The sequence below is a fragment of the Selenomonas oralis genome, from assembly GCF_051603425.1.
GTDB lineage: Bacteria > Bacillota > Negativicutes > Selenomonadales > Selenomonadaceae > Selenomonas > Selenomonas sputigena_A.
On record NZ_CP194411.1, the window covers coordinates 652,079 to 669,172 of the forward strand.

Below are 17,094 nucleotides of genomic sequence, written 5' to 3' on the forward strand. Positions count from 1 at the left end.
GTCAGCTCCTCGCCTGGCGCAACAACTCACGCATCCACCAACCATCAATATCCTCAACTTCAAATAAGTAATTTTCCCGTATCTTTTTTATAACCGCTTGCCTCTCAGGCTCATTCCACCATCCCAGAACATCATCATGTATACGGCTCAGCAAGGATGCCGCTTCTTCGCAATCATAAAGGATGATACCAACTGACTCCATCAGATGCACACTTTCAAGAGCCTCTTCTCTGAAAGGACATATTTCTCTATCTAAAAGCATAATAAACGGTTTATCAAGATACAGCGCCTCTCTCCATGTCGTTGAAAGATGATCGCATATCATCAGTTTACAGGCTGCTATAGCTTCAACAAAAGACATATTCCGATCTACTATATCCACTGTTCCGTAAGTTATTGCAATCTGTTTAGTCCCTAAAAATTTCAGCATGGGAAATGCCTTTGCTACTCGAGAAACGATATGCCACCCGGAATCTACATAATATTCTTTTACATACAGATCTTCCTTGGCCTTTTCGTCTAGGGAGGAAAAGAATTCAATCTGTCTCTCGATATATCTTTTCCGGTGAACATCCTCACCTGCATATTCATCACACCTAGGATACATAAACAAGGCAGAACCTACAAAAAGAACATATCGTTCCGCGTATCGTGTGTTTCGATAGCATTCAAATTTATAGGAGGGTGCACTAAGGATTTCACATATAGAAGAACAAGGCCGTACCGCATCTCCTGCCCATGAATAAAAAACATCGTTTAAGTATTCTTCTTGGTCGAGCACCCCTTCAATAAATTCATGGTTTCCCCCATGTTGGAGGCCAATGATTTTTACACCTCGATTTTGTGCCAATAAGGAAAAAATTGTTTCCGGGCAAGACGACAATATCCCTGTAAGTGAAAAAATGGCCTTTAATCTTCGATACTTTTTCAAAAGAGACATGCTATTGGCATGATGATAGCTATATTCTTCAAGATAGAGCTTCGGAAATATCCGCCCGATAACATCTGCAACGATAGGAGATACCGTGTTAAGTGTCCTTAATGCCGATGTCAACTCTCCCCTTAATTTGAGAGACGTCGGCACATGGATCGGGTTGTAGGGATAGCGAAGCTGCTGTATTCTCCCAGAAGTTCCCACTGCCCAATCGATATACGTATCACTAGAAGCATTCAAACAATAATATAGCACTTCTGCGTTATTATAGTCAAAAGTACGGTGATAGTAATATATCGTCTTTCGCAATGTGCGTCGTGGAGATTCTGTAAAAACCTTCTTTATTCTCCGGCATATGGTTTGTAAAAATGCGTTATTTCTTTTCTTGTTCTCGACAGATGCAGCAATCTGTTCTTCAACTTTAACAGGAATCACTTGAACACCAAAATAGTTTTTCGCCAGATAAGTATAAAGCCAAAGGTGATAGTCATCCTCCCACAGAGATTCTATTCCCCCCTCAAAAAAATCTTTATCTGCAAATTCTTTTTTAGTATAGGTATAAAATATTTGATCAGGATAGTTCTTCTTCAACTCCTCAAATTGCAGCAATTTCACCTGTATATCATATACGATATACAGAAGCCATCGAAAGAACAGCTTTTCCCAATATCCTCTATCCTCACAAATATTGCAATGTGTATTAACTACTCCCCCTATACACGCAGCAATCTCCCTGATATTCTTTTGGAAATCTTGATCCTTGACCGGCAACGAGGCATTGCAGTTACTATAATGCAAGCTCAATCGCTCCGCTTCATCCAACTGCTCACAATATACTTGATTAAGGAAAACCATTGTTGCATCGGTATCCCAAAGCTTTCTATGTATGGTCAGCGGTAGAAATATTCTTTTATTCTTCGTAGTCAATTCCATCCTCATTTTACTATCTACCTCTCGGTTAGACATAACCATGCCATACTTCTTACCGGCACAACATTGATTATAGCTGCTTATAACGCAACAACCAAACCTTCATCACAATACTTCTTAACATGAAAAATATTTGAAGCGCCTTCTTTAGCCCAGCAAATCCCACGCAAGCGGTGTTCCCCGCTTCACATCCCGATTGACCTTCTTGCCCAATACGACATCATAGTATTTCGGCAAGAGTCCTCGTCCGGGACGAATACTTCTCACATTTTCCTTCGTAAGGACATCTTCTGCGGAAAGATCCTCTGCGATGTAGAGACTGCGCCGATCCTTGAGGGAGCACCGTTCTTCTGGCGTTGGACCATAAGCGATTTTTCCAAGGGACAGCCAAGCCTTCTCGCTTTCTTCCGCCAATTCCTTAAGCTCATGAGGCTCCATTGAGAAAGCAGAGTCCACCCCGCCATCTGCTCGTGCCGTTGTGAAATGCTTTTCAATCACCGTAGCTCCAAGTGCGACAGCAGCAAGAGAAACCCCGATACCCATCGTATGATCCGAAATGCCGACCTCGCAGTCAAAAAGCTCTTTCAGATGAGGCAGTGTTCGCAGGTTCGCTCCCGCAGGAGTTGCAGGATAGGCGCTCGTGCATTTTAGAAGCGCCAGCTCGCTGCAGCCATTCTCTCTCGCCGTTCGCACAGCCTCATCAAGTTCTGCAAGCGTCGCCATGCCCGTCGACATGATGATCGGTTTTCCCGTCGCCGCAACTTTCTTGATAAGCGGAATATCGATATTTTCAAAAGAAGCAATCTTATAGAACGGAACATCCAACTCTTCCAGAAAATCCACAGCAGACGCATCAAACGGCGTACTGAAGCCAAGCACCCCCTGTTCAGTACAACGTTTGAATATCGCCTCGTGCCACTCCCATGGAGTATATGCTTCTTGATAGAGTTTATAAAGCGAAGTCCCCTTCCACAAATCATCCGGATCATCGATGAAGAATTCACCTTCGTCAATGTCAAGTGTCATTGTATCTGCGGTATAAGTTTGCAGCTTCAGTGCCGCCGCTCCATTCTTCGCCGCCAATTCCACAATCTCCAGAGCACGCTCCAGCGAATGATTGTGATTCCCTGACATCTCAGCAATAATGAACGGCTTCTTATCTTTGCCAATATAGTCTTTCAACTTCATCATCATTCCTCCATAGAAGCGCTGCGCTCCATCAGAGCCGCAATGGCAGATACCGTTTGAAAATTCTCTGGGACGATGTCAATTGGATCAATCTCCGCACCGAATGATTCTTCCAACTGTGAAACGAGATTTACAATGTCGAAGGAATCCAAAAGGCCTGTAGCTAACAAGTCTGCATCATCATTCTTAATATCAGGATTGACCGTTTTCAATACCTCAGTCACTTTCTCTCTCGTATCCATATTGCCTCCTAGAACTGCATTTTCAAAAAAACGCGATCCATCTTTCCGTTCATGTTGAGTGGGATCGCATCCATTTTTACAAACCGATTCGGAATCATATAATGCGGAACGTATGCCGAAAGCGCCTCTTTCAATTCATCATCATTTTTCGAACCTGCATAGAAAAGCACGATCCTAGAACGTGCCGAATCGTAGAGGCAGCACGCCTGTCTGATTCCTTCCACAGCAAGTGCAGCCATTTCGATCTCCCCGAGTTCGATACGATGCCCCATATGCTTGATTTGGAAGTCTTTCCTTCCGACATACATCAATTCACCGAATTCGTTATAGCGAACCAAGTCGCCTGTACGATAGATCATCTCATGGTAGTTGGGCTGCAAGGGATTCTGAACAAAAGATTCTGCTGTTTTCTGCGGGTTATTATAATATCCATAGGAAAGCCCACACCCACGCACGCAAAGCTCACCAGTCCCATCATTCGTGATCAATCTGTCATCTTCATCAAGAATGAAAACCTCCATATTTTCACAGGCCTTTCCAATCGGCAGGGAATCCTCATCCTTGAAATCACGATTTACGCGATAGTAGGTACAAACCTCCGTAATCTCAGTCGGTCCATATAGATTAACGAACTCAGCATTGGGGAGAGCCTTACGCCACATATTCAGCTGTTTATTGGGCATGACCTCCCCACAAAACAGAACTTTACGCAGATACGGCAATGCGACGCGTCCCAAGGCTTTCAAATTCGCCACTAACACCAAAGCAGAGGGCACCCAAAAGATCGTATTAATTTCTTTCTCATTCAGATATGCAAGCAGACGGATCGGAAAGGAAAACTTATCTTGTTCCAACAACCATGTCGTAGCACCAGTCTTCAACGGAGCATAGACATCCTGTATGGATAAATCAAAATATAATGCCGCTTGGTTTCCCAGAGTCGTCTTGTCTGTCAGATCAAAAGCATCCGTCACCCAATCGATATAATCGACGACCGCCTGATGCGAAATAGTAACACCTTTTGGCTCTCCTGTAGAGCCCGAAGTGAACAAGACATACAAAACATCTGTATCCAGCTGTCTGCACCTAACTTTTTCAAGCAATTTAATATCATCTTGATTCTTTTGAAGATCTTCATAGAGAAGAACCTTGCACCCAGAAAAGATCTCTTTTGCAGAGGATGATAAACTATGATTCGTAATAACAGCTGCGGGGTGCAAGGTTTTTATAATCTTACAAATACGCGAAGCCGGCATCTTCGTATCGATCGGTGTATAAAAATTCCCACTATATGCAGCGCCTAGAAAAGAGGCTATGCAAACGGGGGACTTTTCCATAAAAACGATGATCGGCTGCTTAAAGAGATTCGCCATTCTCAAACCAACCGCCACTTTTCGCGCACTCTCCTGCACTTGAGCAAACGTCATCGAGTCCTGTTCGTTGGCAAAGGCAATTTTCTCCGGGTATCGCCGCACGATATCGTCCAAATAGTCCGTAACTAATCGCATACTACATCCCCCATCGCTGCAGAAACTAGTCTTCCATCAACTCAAATACCTGCGTCCCGCATAGGTCAAGCGCGCCGCCGGCACACGCAAGTCCCGTGCCGAATCCGCAAGCCAAAACCTTTTCAAACGTCAGAACCTGACCGCCAAATGTTCCTGTCAACATGATCGGAATGGAAGCGCTGCTGGCATTTCCTGTTTCTCCCACGAAAATCGGCACACGATCCTTCGGCAATTTCAGCTGCTTCGCGATATATTGAACAATCAGTGCATTCGCCTGATGAAGTGCAAACAGATCAACATCGGAAAGCTCCCAACCAATACATTCAGCAGTTTCTCGGATAGAAGAGAGCGTCTCATTAAGAGCAAAGCCCATGACTTCCAAGCCGTTCATATAAAAATCCTCATCCGTACGAGCATTACCATCGGCATCCTTATGCAGTACATCCGTCACGCCCTGCTCGTGCGGCATACGATTCGCTCCAGCCCGAATCATCAGATGTTCAGCGCGACTGCCGTCCGTATAAAAAGAAAACGCACTGCGACGCATCTTTTCATCCGCTTCCACAAGCGTGGCCGAACCGCCATCTCCAAGCACCATGCGAGCGGCCTTGTCCGCAGGATTCACATAATGCGAAAGCGTATCTCCCGCGCAGACAAGCACCCGTTTGCAGTAGCCGCTTTCAATGAGCAGGGATGCCTGGAAGATTCCATAGACATATCCTGCACAACCATAGTTGATATCGAAAGTAAGTGCATGATTGGGCAAGCCGAGGCGCTCCTGCAGAATCGCCGAAGTATGTGGGATAATATAATCGGGCGTTTCCGTCACAAAGACAAGACCGTCAATGCTCTGTGAATCGATATGCCGCTCCTGCATGAGTCGTTTTGCCGCTGCCGCACAGTAATCCGCCGTCGTCGTTCCCTTCGACGCCACACTGACGCGCCGTATGCCCGTCACCTTCGTGATCTTGGCGACAGTCGCTTCTCCATAGAGGTCAGCAAGTTCCGACAGATCCAAACGATTCTTGGATACGCAGGCAGAAACTGCTGCGACACGGGGCTTGGTAAAAATCCTGTCCATCATCCACCCCCCCATAGATACCCACCATCAACAAGGAAATCATTCCCTGTGATCCATCGTGCCCTTTCACTGAGAAGAAAGAGTACGAAACCACTCACATCCGATGCCTCTCCAAAGCCTAAAAGATGCCTTTTTTTCAGCGCGGCAATAGCCTCTTCTCCTAGTATCTCCTGCTCCCTTTCGGTCATCTCTGAACTGACCCATCCCGGGCTAATCGTATTGATCCGCTTCCTATTTCGGCAAATCTCTTTCGCAATCGAGCGAACCGCCGCCTGCACCGCAGCTTTTGCCGCCGAATAGGCAAACATGGAAGAAGCGCCCGTATACGCTGAGATCGAAGAAAACAAAACGCTGCTGCAGCCATCCACGGAAAATTTCCGCTGATTGACGAGCTGCATCGCCTTGATAGCGCCCCAGAAACTCGTTTCCATAATAGTACGCGCCATCTCTTCCGAAAAAGCCCGCAAAGGCGTAAGCCCTTCCACGCCCGCCGTATAGACCGCACCATGAAGCTTTCCAAACTGAGCAACAAAGGGTGCAAGTACGCCATCCAGAGGCCTATCCGCCGTCATATCCGCCGTTGCAACGAAAATCAGCTTTGGGTACTTCTCTTGCAATTGGAGCAGCGGCGCCTCCCTGCGCGCTACCGCCAGAACTCGAGCGCCAGCTTCTGCCAACTCCTCAGCGATTTGGCGTCCCATACCAGAACTCGCCCCGATGACCATGAAATTCTTTGAAGAAAAATCATATACGACATCCATCGGACTACTCCTGTGTCAATGCAAAAAGATCCTTGACCGTTTTCGCCTCACGCACCTTGCTCGGCTCGATACGGTGCGCACTATGCCCGCTCATCGCTGCAAGGAAGCTCACGAAGCTAAGGGAATCCCATGTATCGAAATCCTCTAAAGATGCATCCAAGCAGACCGCATCCTCGACATCAAGAATCGTCTGCATTTCCTCTAAAAATTCCGCTTCCGTCATACTTCCGCCCCTCCATATAGATGATCAAGACGCTCCTTCTCCCGCTGCCACTCCGAGCGCAAGATTCCAATCACATGAACATCCTGAAACTCCCCATGCTGCAAGAAATGCTGTCGCAGGTAGCCTTCCTCCTTGTAACCCAATAAGAGATTGAGCTTGTAGGCGCGTTTATTATGTGCAAAGACATAAGACCACACCTTATTGATTTCCGTCCGAGAAAAGATATACTCCAACCCCAAATAATCCACAAACAGCCCTGCATCAATTGGCACATCGGTTACTGCGCCTATATACGAACTGGACGAGCACCTCTTATTCTCCTCATCCCAATCGGAAAATCCCATGTAGCCGATCGCCCGATCTTCATAACAGAACACAAAATGACGCAACGGATCATGCCGTCGAAGCCTCTGAAACCAAGCCTCATGCTCTTCCCATGTAATTTCATGAGAAGTCAGCATCTCCGAGGCAATGCGCTCTGAATTTCTCCACTCCAAGAGCGTCGACAAATCTTCCTGCCGAATGGGATGCAGACTATATTTTCCATGTTTCAGCACTTGCCGTCACCTCCCTCAACATCATTTCCACCTGCTCTTTCCCAAAAATGGATTTTCCTGCCGTACGCACAGCCATGCGTCTTGGCTCATCCAGCAAAAAAGAAACGATTTTCTTCGCATATTCTTCATCCGTGATATCTTCAAAATATCCTGCATAAACGATGATCCCCATCGAATCATGCAAGACAGCATCCTCGCGCTGATTCTCAGCGACAGCTACGACAAGAGACGGCAGCCCCAGATAGCAGCGCTCCCATGTCATCGTCCCTCCTGCCCCGATCGCACAATCCGAAGCACACATCAAACGAGCAACATAATCGATCTGACAATACACATGCCAGCGATGCATCTTACAAAAAGCCTCCACCTCTCCGCGATGCGGATTGGACGCCCCCACAACGACATGCACATTAAATCTTTGCGGGAGACTCGCTAAAATGCGCAATGCGCGCAAGGTCTCATTCGTCGGATCACTGCCGCCGAAACAAACAAAGACGGTCATATCGCTTGAACTAGATTCACTTTCTACCTCAACAACATGCCTCGCATCATAAAACTCCTGTCGCAGCAACAAATAGGAAATTCCAAGGAAAGCACGACAATCCGCTGGCAGCAGACCGGCATACTTGCCATCTCTCTCCGCCCCTAGGTTCGCATCAAGCAGGAAATCACAATGATGCACTCGATCGGCCAGATCATCGATGACAAAGATGCGCTTTACATGAGGGCGCAGCGCCTCTTCCCAAGTATGATCCAAAGCATAGTGATCCACAACGAGCAAATCACAGCCTTTTTCTCCCATAACGGCAATCGTATCAGCAGCATCCTCAAACTGTTTGACACCGAGCCAAGAAGCATACCCCGCGCCCGCATAATGCGTTGGTGTCGGAAGCATTCTATAGGAAAATCCCTGCCTCACAACGACCGCTTCCATACTGCCTTCATGTGCGCGCATAAAGAAGCACACATCATGCCCCATCCGTCGCAGGCGCTGCGCAAGCGTCAGACAGCGCATCAAGTGTCCGCTGCCAATGATCGTGGACGCATCAACACGAATGATAACATGCAGCATATGTCCATCGCCCCTCTGCACATTTATCGATCAGCGAATCAGATATTCATCTTTCTTGACCAAATTCCCGCGACGGTCCTTAAGCAGATTTCCATGCTCATCTACCTTGAAATAATCACGGTTCGTATATCGGTCACAGATTGTAATAAACTCATCCACCGTGAGTTCCAGCGGCTCCAAGATCTCCGCCAACGGCTTGCCCAGATACGTCCACGGGAATTTCCCGTCATTGAGTCGTACAAGTTCGACCCCATCTTCACGAGTCAGACGACCAGCTCGAATATGCTGCGATACAATATCACTGGCACGGCTATATCCATATTTCAAATACTTGAAATAATGATGGATGCCCATGCGATAATCATCTGTATTACCAGCGTCTTCAACAGAGCCCTCAATCACACGGTCATAGGAACGCATCCCATGCCCGCGTGAAACAATATTATTCATGACTCCGTCCCAAGGGAGATAATAGCCAAGATAGAGGCCCGTCACCCCTACGCAGGAGAGTTCTTCATCCGTAGGCACCTGATAGGGAATCAGATCGATCTCACGAATCCCATTGACGCCAACCAAATCCCATACCGACAGTCCAAGCAGATGCGCCCAGCGCTCCAGCCACGCACGGTCAAGGTACGCACCGTCTGCCGCAGGACCTCCGTACTCCGTATCCGGATTTTCACCCCATATGATCAATGGGACGTTATACTGCACGGCAGAACGATAGATAAAGGAATTCGCTCCTACTTCTTCCAGCCAGCAAATATCCCCTACACGTTCAAGACTCAGGCGCGCCATCTTGTTCTTTATGCGCGGATTTGCAGTGAAGGTAATATAATCGACTCCTAAATGCTGTAAATTAAGGATGTTCTGATAACCTATATCCGACAGATCTGATGCCATGAACGTAATGCACAAAGGATGCATGCCCATCTGCAACATTTTAACGACCTGATAGGTACTGTCCTTGCCACCGCTTACGGGAACAATGCAATCGTAATTCTTCCCATCCTTAGAACGAAAACGCTCTAAGATCCGTTCCAAGGCTCTGCGCCGTTCTTTCCAATCGATATTCTGGCGATTTTCATAGGAAGCGCACGCCTCGCAGACGCCTTCCGAGTTCAAATTCAGTCCAGGTCTCGTATCCGGCATAACGCAACATTTGCAGAACTTCATAGATTCGAACTCCCTTCCCCAAGAATATTTCGGCCAAGAGAAAACGCCTCGGCATACTTTACACCAATTGTTTGTCCTCGATATCTAGCCAAGTGCTCAATCCCTTCATACGAGCGTGGATGCGGATATTCCTTCATCTCGCCAGCGTAGCAGCGCAGTAGGGCAATCTTCTTATCGATAAATTCATCGATCTGAACAAACCAGTTTGGCAAAAAAGCATCTTTCGCATATGGCATCTGCCATTCCGTACTTGAAACCGTCTCAAAAAAGATAAGACGATCTACTCGGGATGCCGGCAGAGAACGCGCGGCTGTGACCACAGCCTTATGTGTGATCAGATGATCTATATTTACATCTCCTGCATGATGCGTATAAATAATGTTGGGGGCAAGCAATTCTATCTGTTCCTCAACGCACTTTACCACATCAAGCAAATCCACACCGTCCATACGGTTATCAGGAAATGCGCAGATCTTCAGCGATTCCGCCCCTAGAAGATCCGCTGCCATTTGCGAGGACTCATGCAAGGCATGAAGTTCTCCCCTCCGCCGATCAAGGTCTCGGTGCTGATCTCGACTGGTGAGACCTTCAGCCAAGATCAAGATATGTACACGATCTCCATTTTCGACGTGTCGCAGCAACGTTCCCCCGCAGCCCAGGTACTCATCGTCTGGATGCGCCGCTACCACTAATACATTATTCGGATTCATGGCTCTCCTTTTTTAATGAAATTTTCACATCGGCTTCTATATAACCATCACGCAATGCAGCTCTTCTAAAGGATAGACGCAAGTAGGGCGTTTCAAGAAACGCATGGGGATACCCCTCCGCATCCAACATACGAATCCAATCAAACACCTTTTCAAGAGACTGCAACTCCTGGATATCACTTTGCTCAGGACTCCTGCGGCGGAACACCACTGGCATTCCCTCTTGTTTCTGGGGAATCGGCCGTGTTTCTATGATTTCAACAATCATATCTTTTGCCAGCTTAGTGGACCGTATATATATTTCTTCTGCAGATCCAAAAAGAGAAAGTTCCCGCTTCAAAAAGATATCTCCCGCATCCAGTTCTTTTACGCACCGCAAAGCAGATAATTGGGTCTTGTAGATACCGCGTTCAATCAAATTTTGCAAGGGACTCCCACCTCGTCCGAACGGTAAATCAGTCATATGGAATACGACACAAACAAAATTCTCATAAACACTGGCAGGGATATAATGAGACCAATGAAGAAAAAAAACATAGTGCGGCTGGATATTCTTCAGATTCTCTTCCGTTACCAACTCCTTTTCTGAGATGAATATGACATCATCGTCCATCATCGCATCCAACTCATCAGCACAGGCAACATCCCACGGTTTTTCCGAAACAAGAACTATACTCATATCTCATATCCTCACCAAACCGATGCACAAGACATCGATTATCTGCATTCCTCTACCACGATACCTAAAGCACACCACGTATAATATACGCTCCATACGCGAGGAAAAGGCTTATTCCTTAACTAATTTCTGATGCACGTCTTTGTTGATATCAAACCAATGGGGATTTTCTTCCATCAATGTCACCACACGATCGAGTGTCATGTCCTCACCTTCTCGGTACAGAGCATGATAGATATTCTGTATCAGTTTCCAATCCTGCTCTGTATCCAAGGTGAATCGATATTTGCTATAGTCGTTCGGATAGGGCGGACGATAAGGGGGCGCATAATTCTCATCCAAGTACGGCGTGACATGCTCATGCTGATAATGTTCATTCGCATTTTCATACGCTTCTTTCAGCATATCGAAAGAAAAAATCTCACAGCCAAGCCCCAGCGGAACATTCTCACTCGAATCGATGCGCTCGTACTTCCCTGTTCGATACGCTGCAATCTCATCATCGATCACGTTCCAATCAATCAGTGTATTGTCAGCACATACGCGTGCAATATCCGTAAGCTCGTACTCCACTGCCGCATGATAAAAGCGGGATAGAACATCCTCGTTGCTGCCTCGAAAAGCATCCACATGGTACTTCCGGCATTCCTCGACAATGGCGTCATCCGCAGGCAGAGTGCTCGTTGCGATAATCAGCGCATCCGCATTTCGGACTCGTTGCAATCTGGAGATGACATGTCCCAAGACCGTCTTTCCACAAAGGTCCTTGAGCATCTTATTTGGCAGGCGTGACGACCCCATATGTGCCTGCACGATGATGCCAATCTTTCTCACCACACTGTCCACCCTCCATCCACGGCAATATTCTGGCCATTCGTATATCGGCTCGCATCCGAAGCAAGATAAACCATGATGCCATGCAAATCCTCCGGAGTTCCAATTCTGTGCATCGGTGTCTTATTTTCCAGTGCGTGAATAAACCGAACATCTTTCTGTACCTTCGGCTCAGGAAACGGTCCTGGAGAAACTGCATTGGCGCGAATCCCTTTTCCCGCATACACACAAGCGATGTATTTCGTAAACTGAATGATCGCCGCCTTTCCCGCACCGTAGTTTGCAGGATTGTTCTGACCGCTGTCACCATATATCTCCATATTCGGCGCAACCATTCCGTACATGGAAGCGATATTGATGATATTTCCTCGCCCTTGCTCCATCATAATCGGCAAAATTTCTCGGGTCATACGAAAGACGCCGTTAATCGTTCCATCGATTCCTTCCAGCCAGTCTTCTTCCTCGTATTCATGAAGAGGCTTCGTACAGCCATACGCCGCATTGTTGATCAGAACATCGATTTTTCGCGTCATCTGCATCACCGCATCGACCGCGCTACGCACGGAATCTTTGTCATGGAGATCAAACGCAACAGATTCACAGGTCAACCCACCATATTTCTCCCGCAGGCGCACGCACCCCCGTTGAGCTTTCCCAGCATCATGTCCCAACAGGTACAGATCTGCGCCAAATGCAGCCAGCGCCTCACTGATTCCTGATCCAAGATGTCCTGCCCCGCCTGTTACAACGACCGTTTTTCCAGTCATGTCGAACATATCTCTGATACTTCTCATAAGTCCCTCACCATAAGCTCGGTATAACGACTTCCCTCGGCACATCAGCAAATGCACCACGGATTTTCCCACAATAAGATTGAAACGCATCGAGCTTATCTGCAACACGCATGTTTTCTTCCAATTGCCCCACCGTATCGACGCCGAAAACGACAACATCGATTCCCGGATGCGACAGCACATACAGCATCGCTACCTCACCGACTGAAAATCCGACTCCCTCCGTAAGCGTCCGAAATCGTGCGACGTATGTGCCGCTGCCCCTTACCCGCAATTCAGCTTCCTTCGGAGGCATGAGCAAGAGTCCTTGCAAAAAGGCGCTTCTTGCATAGATACGCTTACCACACGCACGCGCCTTTTCAAAGAATCCTACCGCATCAAGCCGTTGATCGAGGGCATTATACGGCACTTGGATAATCTTGATGCACGGATTTTCCAGCGCCCGAAGAGCTTCTTCAGGATCATAGATCGAGATGCCGGCCATCCTGATCAGTCCTTCGTTCTTGGCACGAACAAGCCCCGCCATGACTGCCGGCCGCTCCATATCATCTGCGCGATGAAGCATATAGCAATGTATGCAGTCGGTGCGTAAGCGTCTTAGACTTTTGTGAATTTCCCTAAGGACGCCTTCCTCGTCATCGACAGCATCGGGATCAAGTTTCGACGTAATGCATACGGGCGCACCATTTACACTTTTTTGCGCTAATCCATAACGCCCCAGCACCTCTTCCGCCGTGCCATATGCACTCGCCGTGTCGTATTCGCGGATTCCAAAGGCGATTGCTGCGTCCAAGACCGCCTCCGCCTCCGCCTCCGTTGGCTGTCGGCCAAGCGTATTCTTTACGCCATATTTCATACCAAACTGAACGGTACCGAGCGCCAGCTTTTCCACTGCTTTCCTTGCCACGATTTCTCACCCGTCTATGCAAAAACCGATCAACATTTTTCCGTCAGCACTGAGGCCAAGTTCTCCACAACTCCATCCTGCTCCTCATCGCTCAGGCCATAGTACAATGGCAGGGTCAGCGCTTCGCGGTAATATTCCATTGCGTTCGGGCACTCCTCGGGACGATGTCCGAGCGCTTCGTAATACGGCTGCGTATGAACGGGGATATAATGAAGATTGAGTGCGACGCCCCTTTCCGCCATCTGAGCAAACACTTCTCGCTTGCTCTTGCAGACTTTGGTAAAATCCACGCGAATGACATAGAGATGCCATGAGGGATCCGCCCCTTCCATGACATACGGTGTTTTGACAGGAAGATCTTGCAACGCCGCATCATATCGCGCGACAAGTTCCCGCCTTCGCGTTACGAACGTATCGAGACGATCCATCTGACTGCAGCCCAGTGCAGCTTGGAGGTCTGTCATGCGATAGTTGAATCCCAGATCGATCTGCTGATAGTACCAAGGCCCATCCGGCTCATGCGTCATATCCGCCGCATTGCGCGTAATCCCATGACTACGATAGAGCAGCAATTTCTCGTAGAGATCTTCGCGGTTCGTCAGCACCATGCCGCCCTCTCCCGTCGTGATGATCTTGACCGGGTGAAAGCTGAACACCGTCATATCCGAGAATGCGCAGCTTCCAACCTTCGTATTGAGATAGTCTGCTCCGACAGCATGAGACGCATCTTCCGTGACGGCAAAGCCATACTCCTCAGCAAGTGCATGAATGCGCTGCATATCACAAGACTGCCCAGCAAGGTGAACAGGAATGACCATCTTCGGAAGCTTTCCTTCCGACTTTGCCTTGCGAAGCTTTTCTTCCAGGCAATCGGCACTCATATTGTACGTCTTTTCATCAATATCGACGAAATCCACATCCGAGCCGCAATAACGGGCGCAATTCGCCGAAGCCACGAAAGTGATCGGACTCGTCCACAAAACATCGTCCTTTCCCATCCCAGCAGCGAGACACGCGATATGGAGCGCCGAAGTCGCATTGCAGACTGCAACCGCATACCTCGCTCCACAATAATCCGCAACAGCACGCTCAAAACGCTCGACATCAGGCCCCTGCGTCAGAAAATCGGAGCGCAGAACTTCTTCTACTGCCTGAATATCTGCCCCATTGATGCTCTGTTTCCCGTAATAGATCATGGGTTCATCTCCCTAAGTTCCTCAACGGTCAAGAAATGCGGATTTGAGCCAGAGTCATAGGAAAAATCATCGGGAACAGGATGCCCTTCTTCTCCCAGTCCATTCTTCGCATAATTGACACCAAAGATCGGCGTGGAAGGACAAATGACGAAGTGATCCAAAAACTCAAGGGTATCGTAATAGAGATCCGCCGGGCACATGACCTCATGCAGTTTCTCGCCCGGACGAATGCCAATCACTTTTGTCGGTATGTTCGGGGCAATCGCTTCCACTAAATCCATAATCCGCATGGACGGAATCTTTGGGATAAAGATCTCCCCTCCCTGCATGCGCTCGAAATTTTTCAGTACGAAATCAACACCATCTTCAAGCCGCAGCCAAAAGCGCGTCATGCGGGGATCTGTAACCGGCAGTTCTTTCGCCCCCTGCGCAATCAACTTTTTGAAGAACGGAACGACCGAACCACGAGAGCCTACAACATTGCCATAGCGGACAACAGCAAAACGCGTCTTTCGATCACCGACAAGATTGTTCGCCGCCGTAAAAAGTTTGTCCGACGCCAATTTCGTTGCACCGTACAGATTGATCGGATTCGCCGCCTTGTCTGTCGAAAGCGCTATCACCCGCTTGACCTCCGCAGCGATTGCCGCATGGATGACATTCTGCGCTCCATCGATGTTCGTCTTGATGCACTCCATCGGATTGTACTCTGCCGCCGGAACCTGTTTGAGTGCAGCGGCATGCACAACATAATCAACCTTATACATCGCCTGCTTCAAGCGATCCCCATCACGCACATCTCCGATAAAATAACGCATGCAAGGCGCATTAAACACCTGCTGCATCTCAAACTGCTTAAGTTCATCGCGAGAAAATACAATAACCTTCTTGGGAGAAAAACGACTCAGCAGAATTTCTATAAACTTCTTGCCAAAGGATCCGGTTCCACCGGTGACGAGGATACTTTTCCCGTTAAACAATCTAAATCAGCTCCCATCGGCATATAAACCTTCTATCATTATACCATGAATGGCAAGACGGGAGAAGCGGTTCCCTCCCCCCCTATGAAACTATACTTTTTCCCGCTCCTCGATCATGCCTGCTGCAAGGGACAGGCCCATGAGCAGACAATATTCCGTCAAGATGGAGAGCTGGTTGATGTTCGTATCCGTCAGCCCTTCAAAATGCGTGCCGGCAAAAATCAAAATGCCCATAAGCGCACAGGAAAACGCCGTCCTGCTATGCTCAATCCGGTACCGCTGCAGAAGCCGCCAAAGGATATAGCCGTGCAGAAAGAAAAAGGCCAGGATGCCCACAATACCGCCCTCCGAAAGATGCTTCAGGATATTATTGTGCGGATGGCCATGGCCTGTATCGGGATCGCCCTCCACCACGGGGACTTCTTTCGCCTCGGCGGGAATATATGTCGTGTTGTAATACCAGCCGTACTCATCAAGGCCGACGCCGAGCAAGGGATGATCACGCCAAATCTCAACAGCAGCATTCCACATATAGACGCGCTCCACATTGACGGAGGCCTTGGGATCTGCGATGGTCGAAAAGCGCTGGCTGTAGGTCGGCGAAGCAAGGAGCCCTATGCCAACACAAACGACACCCACAAGAATCCCTGCAAGAATCTGTCGGCGGCAGCGCTGCTCCAGAAGGAGGTACACAGCCACGACACCGGCAAAAGCCAGCCACGCCCCTCGCGTCTGCGTCAGAACAAGAATCGCAAGGGAAAACATCGTCATGAAAAGCAGCAGCTTTCGCTCAATCGGGCGAAAATACATTTTCTGGGAAAAGAAAAACATCGCCGGAACAGCCATCAACATGTGGCTGCCAAGAAACGTTGCCGAATGAACGCGCCCATGAGGATGAAAACCCCATGGATGCGTAAGCAGTTGCCAAACGGCCGCACAATCATTGATGAAAATAGAAGCCGCCAAAGCCAGGACGATGAAACGCACCTGTTCTTTCCTCCGCACGTATAGAAGCGCGAAAAAAAGCGGCAGAAATCGGTAGGAAGCCCCCACCAATGCCTTGAGCGAGAAGAGGATTTCCCTCGAGCCAAGACAGCATGCCGCCCAGGCGCCCAGGTAGACGAGGACGGCAACGGCCATGCCCTTGTCAACGGCAGGCAGGCTGCGCGTCCAGACAGCCTGCACGAGCATCAGCAGAAGACCGATCACGATCATCGTCACCGTGCCCCCTGTCGACACGTTCGCCGTCAAGGCCAGCGCGACCAGGATGCGAAACATCCATTTTTCATATACATCTGCTTTCATCCCGACTCTTTCTCCTT

Annotated in this window: 18 protein-coding genes; all 18 read right to left on the minus strand. The window is 48.4% G+C overall.

Features of this window, described 5'->3' with window-relative positions; genetic code table 11:
• Nucleotide 1: 1 nt before the first annotated feature.
• The gene (locus ACRTGH_RS03095; protein ID WP_368846927.1) at nucleotides 2-1,861 is read right to left on the minus strand and encodes an LIC12162 family transferase; all 1,860 of its coding nucleotides are present in this window, start codon (nucleotides 1,859-1,861) and stop codon (nucleotides 2-4) included.
• 150 nt (nucleotides 1,862-2,011) lie between these two features.
• Nucleotides 2,012-3,052, minus strand: a complete 1,041-nt coding sequence (gene pseI / locus ACRTGH_RS03100) for a pseudaminic acid synthase (RefSeq protein WP_438474626.1) — start codon at nucleotides 3,050-3,052, stop codon at nucleotides 2,012-2,014.
• A gap of 2 nt (nucleotides 3,053-3,054) precedes the next feature.
• Entirely contained in the window at nucleotides 3,055-3,294 is a 240-nt protein-coding gene (locus tag ACRTGH_RS03105; RefSeq protein WP_368846925.1) for an acyl carrier protein, read from the minus strand.
• 8 nt (nucleotides 3,295-3,302) lie between these two features.
• On the minus strand, nucleotides 3,303-4,802 hold the full coding sequence (locus ACRTGH_RS03110) for an amino acid adenylation domain-containing protein (RefSeq protein ID WP_368846924.1): 1,500 nt from the start codon (nucleotides 4,800-4,802) through the stop codon (nucleotides 3,303-3,305).
• 25 nt (nucleotides 4,803-4,827) lie between these two features.
• On the minus strand, nucleotides 4,828-5,883 hold the full coding sequence (locus tag ACRTGH_RS03115; RefSeq protein ID WP_368846923.1) for a 3-oxoacyl-ACP synthase III family protein: 1,056 nt from the start codon (nucleotides 5,881-5,883) through the stop codon (nucleotides 4,828-4,830).
• Nucleotides 5,883-6,644: an SDR family NAD(P)-dependent oxidoreductase gene (locus ACRTGH_RS03120; RefSeq protein WP_368846922.1), complete on the minus strand. Its 762-nt coding sequence runs from the start codon at nucleotides 6,642-6,644 to the stop codon at nucleotides 5,883-5,885. Before ACRTGH_RS03120 ends, ACRTGH_RS03115 begins: the two co-directional genes overlap by 1 nt.
• Before the next feature lie 4 nt (nucleotides 6,645-6,648).
• A complete protein-coding gene (locus ACRTGH_RS03125; RefSeq protein WP_368846921.1) occupies nucleotides 6,649-6,867 on the minus strand; it encodes a hypothetical protein in 219 nt (72 codons plus the stop codon).
• Nucleotides 6,864-7,424: a UDP-4-amino-4,6-dideoxy-N-acetyl-beta-L-altrosamine N-acetyltransferase gene (gene pseH, locus ACRTGH_RS03130; protein ID WP_438474629.1), complete on the minus strand. Its 561-nt coding sequence runs from the start codon at nucleotides 7,422-7,424 to the stop codon at nucleotides 6,864-6,866. Before pseH ends, ACRTGH_RS03125 begins: the two co-directional genes overlap by 4 nt.
• Nucleotides 7,402-8,496, minus strand: coding sequence for a UDP-2,4-diacetamido-2,4,6-trideoxy-beta-L-altropyranose hydrolase (pseG, locus tag ACRTGH_RS03135; protein ID WP_368846919.1), 1,095 nt, complete (start codon nucleotides 8,494-8,496; stop codon nucleotides 7,402-7,404). Before pseG ends, pseH begins: the two co-directional genes overlap by 23 nt.
• 30 nt (nucleotides 8,497-8,526) lie before the next feature.
• A complete protein-coding gene (locus tag ACRTGH_RS03140; protein ID WP_368846917.1) occupies nucleotides 8,527-9,672 on the minus strand; it encodes an N-acetyl sugar amidotransferase in 1,146 nt (381 codons plus the stop codon).
• Nucleotides 9,669-10,382, minus strand: a complete 714-nt coding sequence (locus tag ACRTGH_RS03145) for a PIG-L deacetylase family protein (RefSeq protein WP_368846916.1) — start codon at nucleotides 10,380-10,382, stop codon at nucleotides 9,669-9,671. Before ACRTGH_RS03145 ends, ACRTGH_RS03140 begins: the two co-directional genes overlap by 4 nt.
• A complete protein-coding gene (locus ACRTGH_RS03150; protein WP_368846915.1) occupies nucleotides 10,369-11,061 on the minus strand; it encodes a formyl transferase in 693 nt (230 codons plus the stop codon). The genes ACRTGH_RS03145 and ACRTGH_RS03150 overlap by 14 nt, the downstream gene beginning before the upstream one ends.
• Before the next feature lie 111 nt (nucleotides 11,062-11,172).
• Complete coding sequence (locus ACRTGH_RS03155) at nucleotides 11,173-11,898, minus strand: cytidylyltransferase domain-containing protein (RefSeq protein ID WP_368846914.1); 726 nt, start codon at nucleotides 11,896-11,898, stop codon at nucleotides 11,173-11,175.
• Nucleotides 11,892-12,671, minus strand: a complete 780-nt coding sequence (locus tag ACRTGH_RS03160; protein ID WP_368846913.1) for an SDR family oxidoreductase — start codon at nucleotides 12,669-12,671, stop codon at nucleotides 11,892-11,894. Before ACRTGH_RS03160 ends, ACRTGH_RS03155 begins: the two co-directional genes overlap by 7 nt.
• 25 nt (nucleotides 12,672-12,696) lie before the next feature.
• Entirely contained in the window at nucleotides 12,697-13,596 is a 900-nt protein-coding gene (locus ACRTGH_RS03165) for an aldo/keto reductase (RefSeq protein ID WP_368846912.1), read from the minus strand.
• A 29-nt stretch (nucleotides 13,597-13,625) separates the two neighbouring features.
• Nucleotides 13,626-14,792, minus strand: a complete 1,167-nt coding sequence (pseC, locus tag ACRTGH_RS03170) for a UDP-4-amino-4,6-dideoxy-N-acetyl-beta-L-altrosamine transaminase (RefSeq protein WP_368846911.1) — start codon at nucleotides 14,790-14,792, stop codon at nucleotides 13,626-13,628.
• Nucleotides 14,789-15,772 carry a UDP-N-acetylglucosamine 4,6-dehydratase (inverting) gene (gene pseB, locus ACRTGH_RS03175; protein ID WP_368846910.1) on the minus strand — a complete coding sequence of 328 codons (984 nt, stop codon included), beginning with the start codon at nucleotides 15,770-15,772 and terminating at the stop codon, nucleotides 14,789-14,791. The genes pseC and pseB overlap by 4 nt, the downstream gene beginning before the upstream one ends.
• A gap of 90 nt (nucleotides 15,773-15,862) precedes the next feature.
• A complete protein-coding gene (locus tag ACRTGH_RS03180; RefSeq protein WP_368846909.1) occupies nucleotides 15,863-17,077 on the minus strand; it encodes an O-antigen ligase family protein in 1,215 nt (404 codons plus the stop codon).
• Nucleotides 17,078-17,094: the final 17 nt, after the last annotated feature.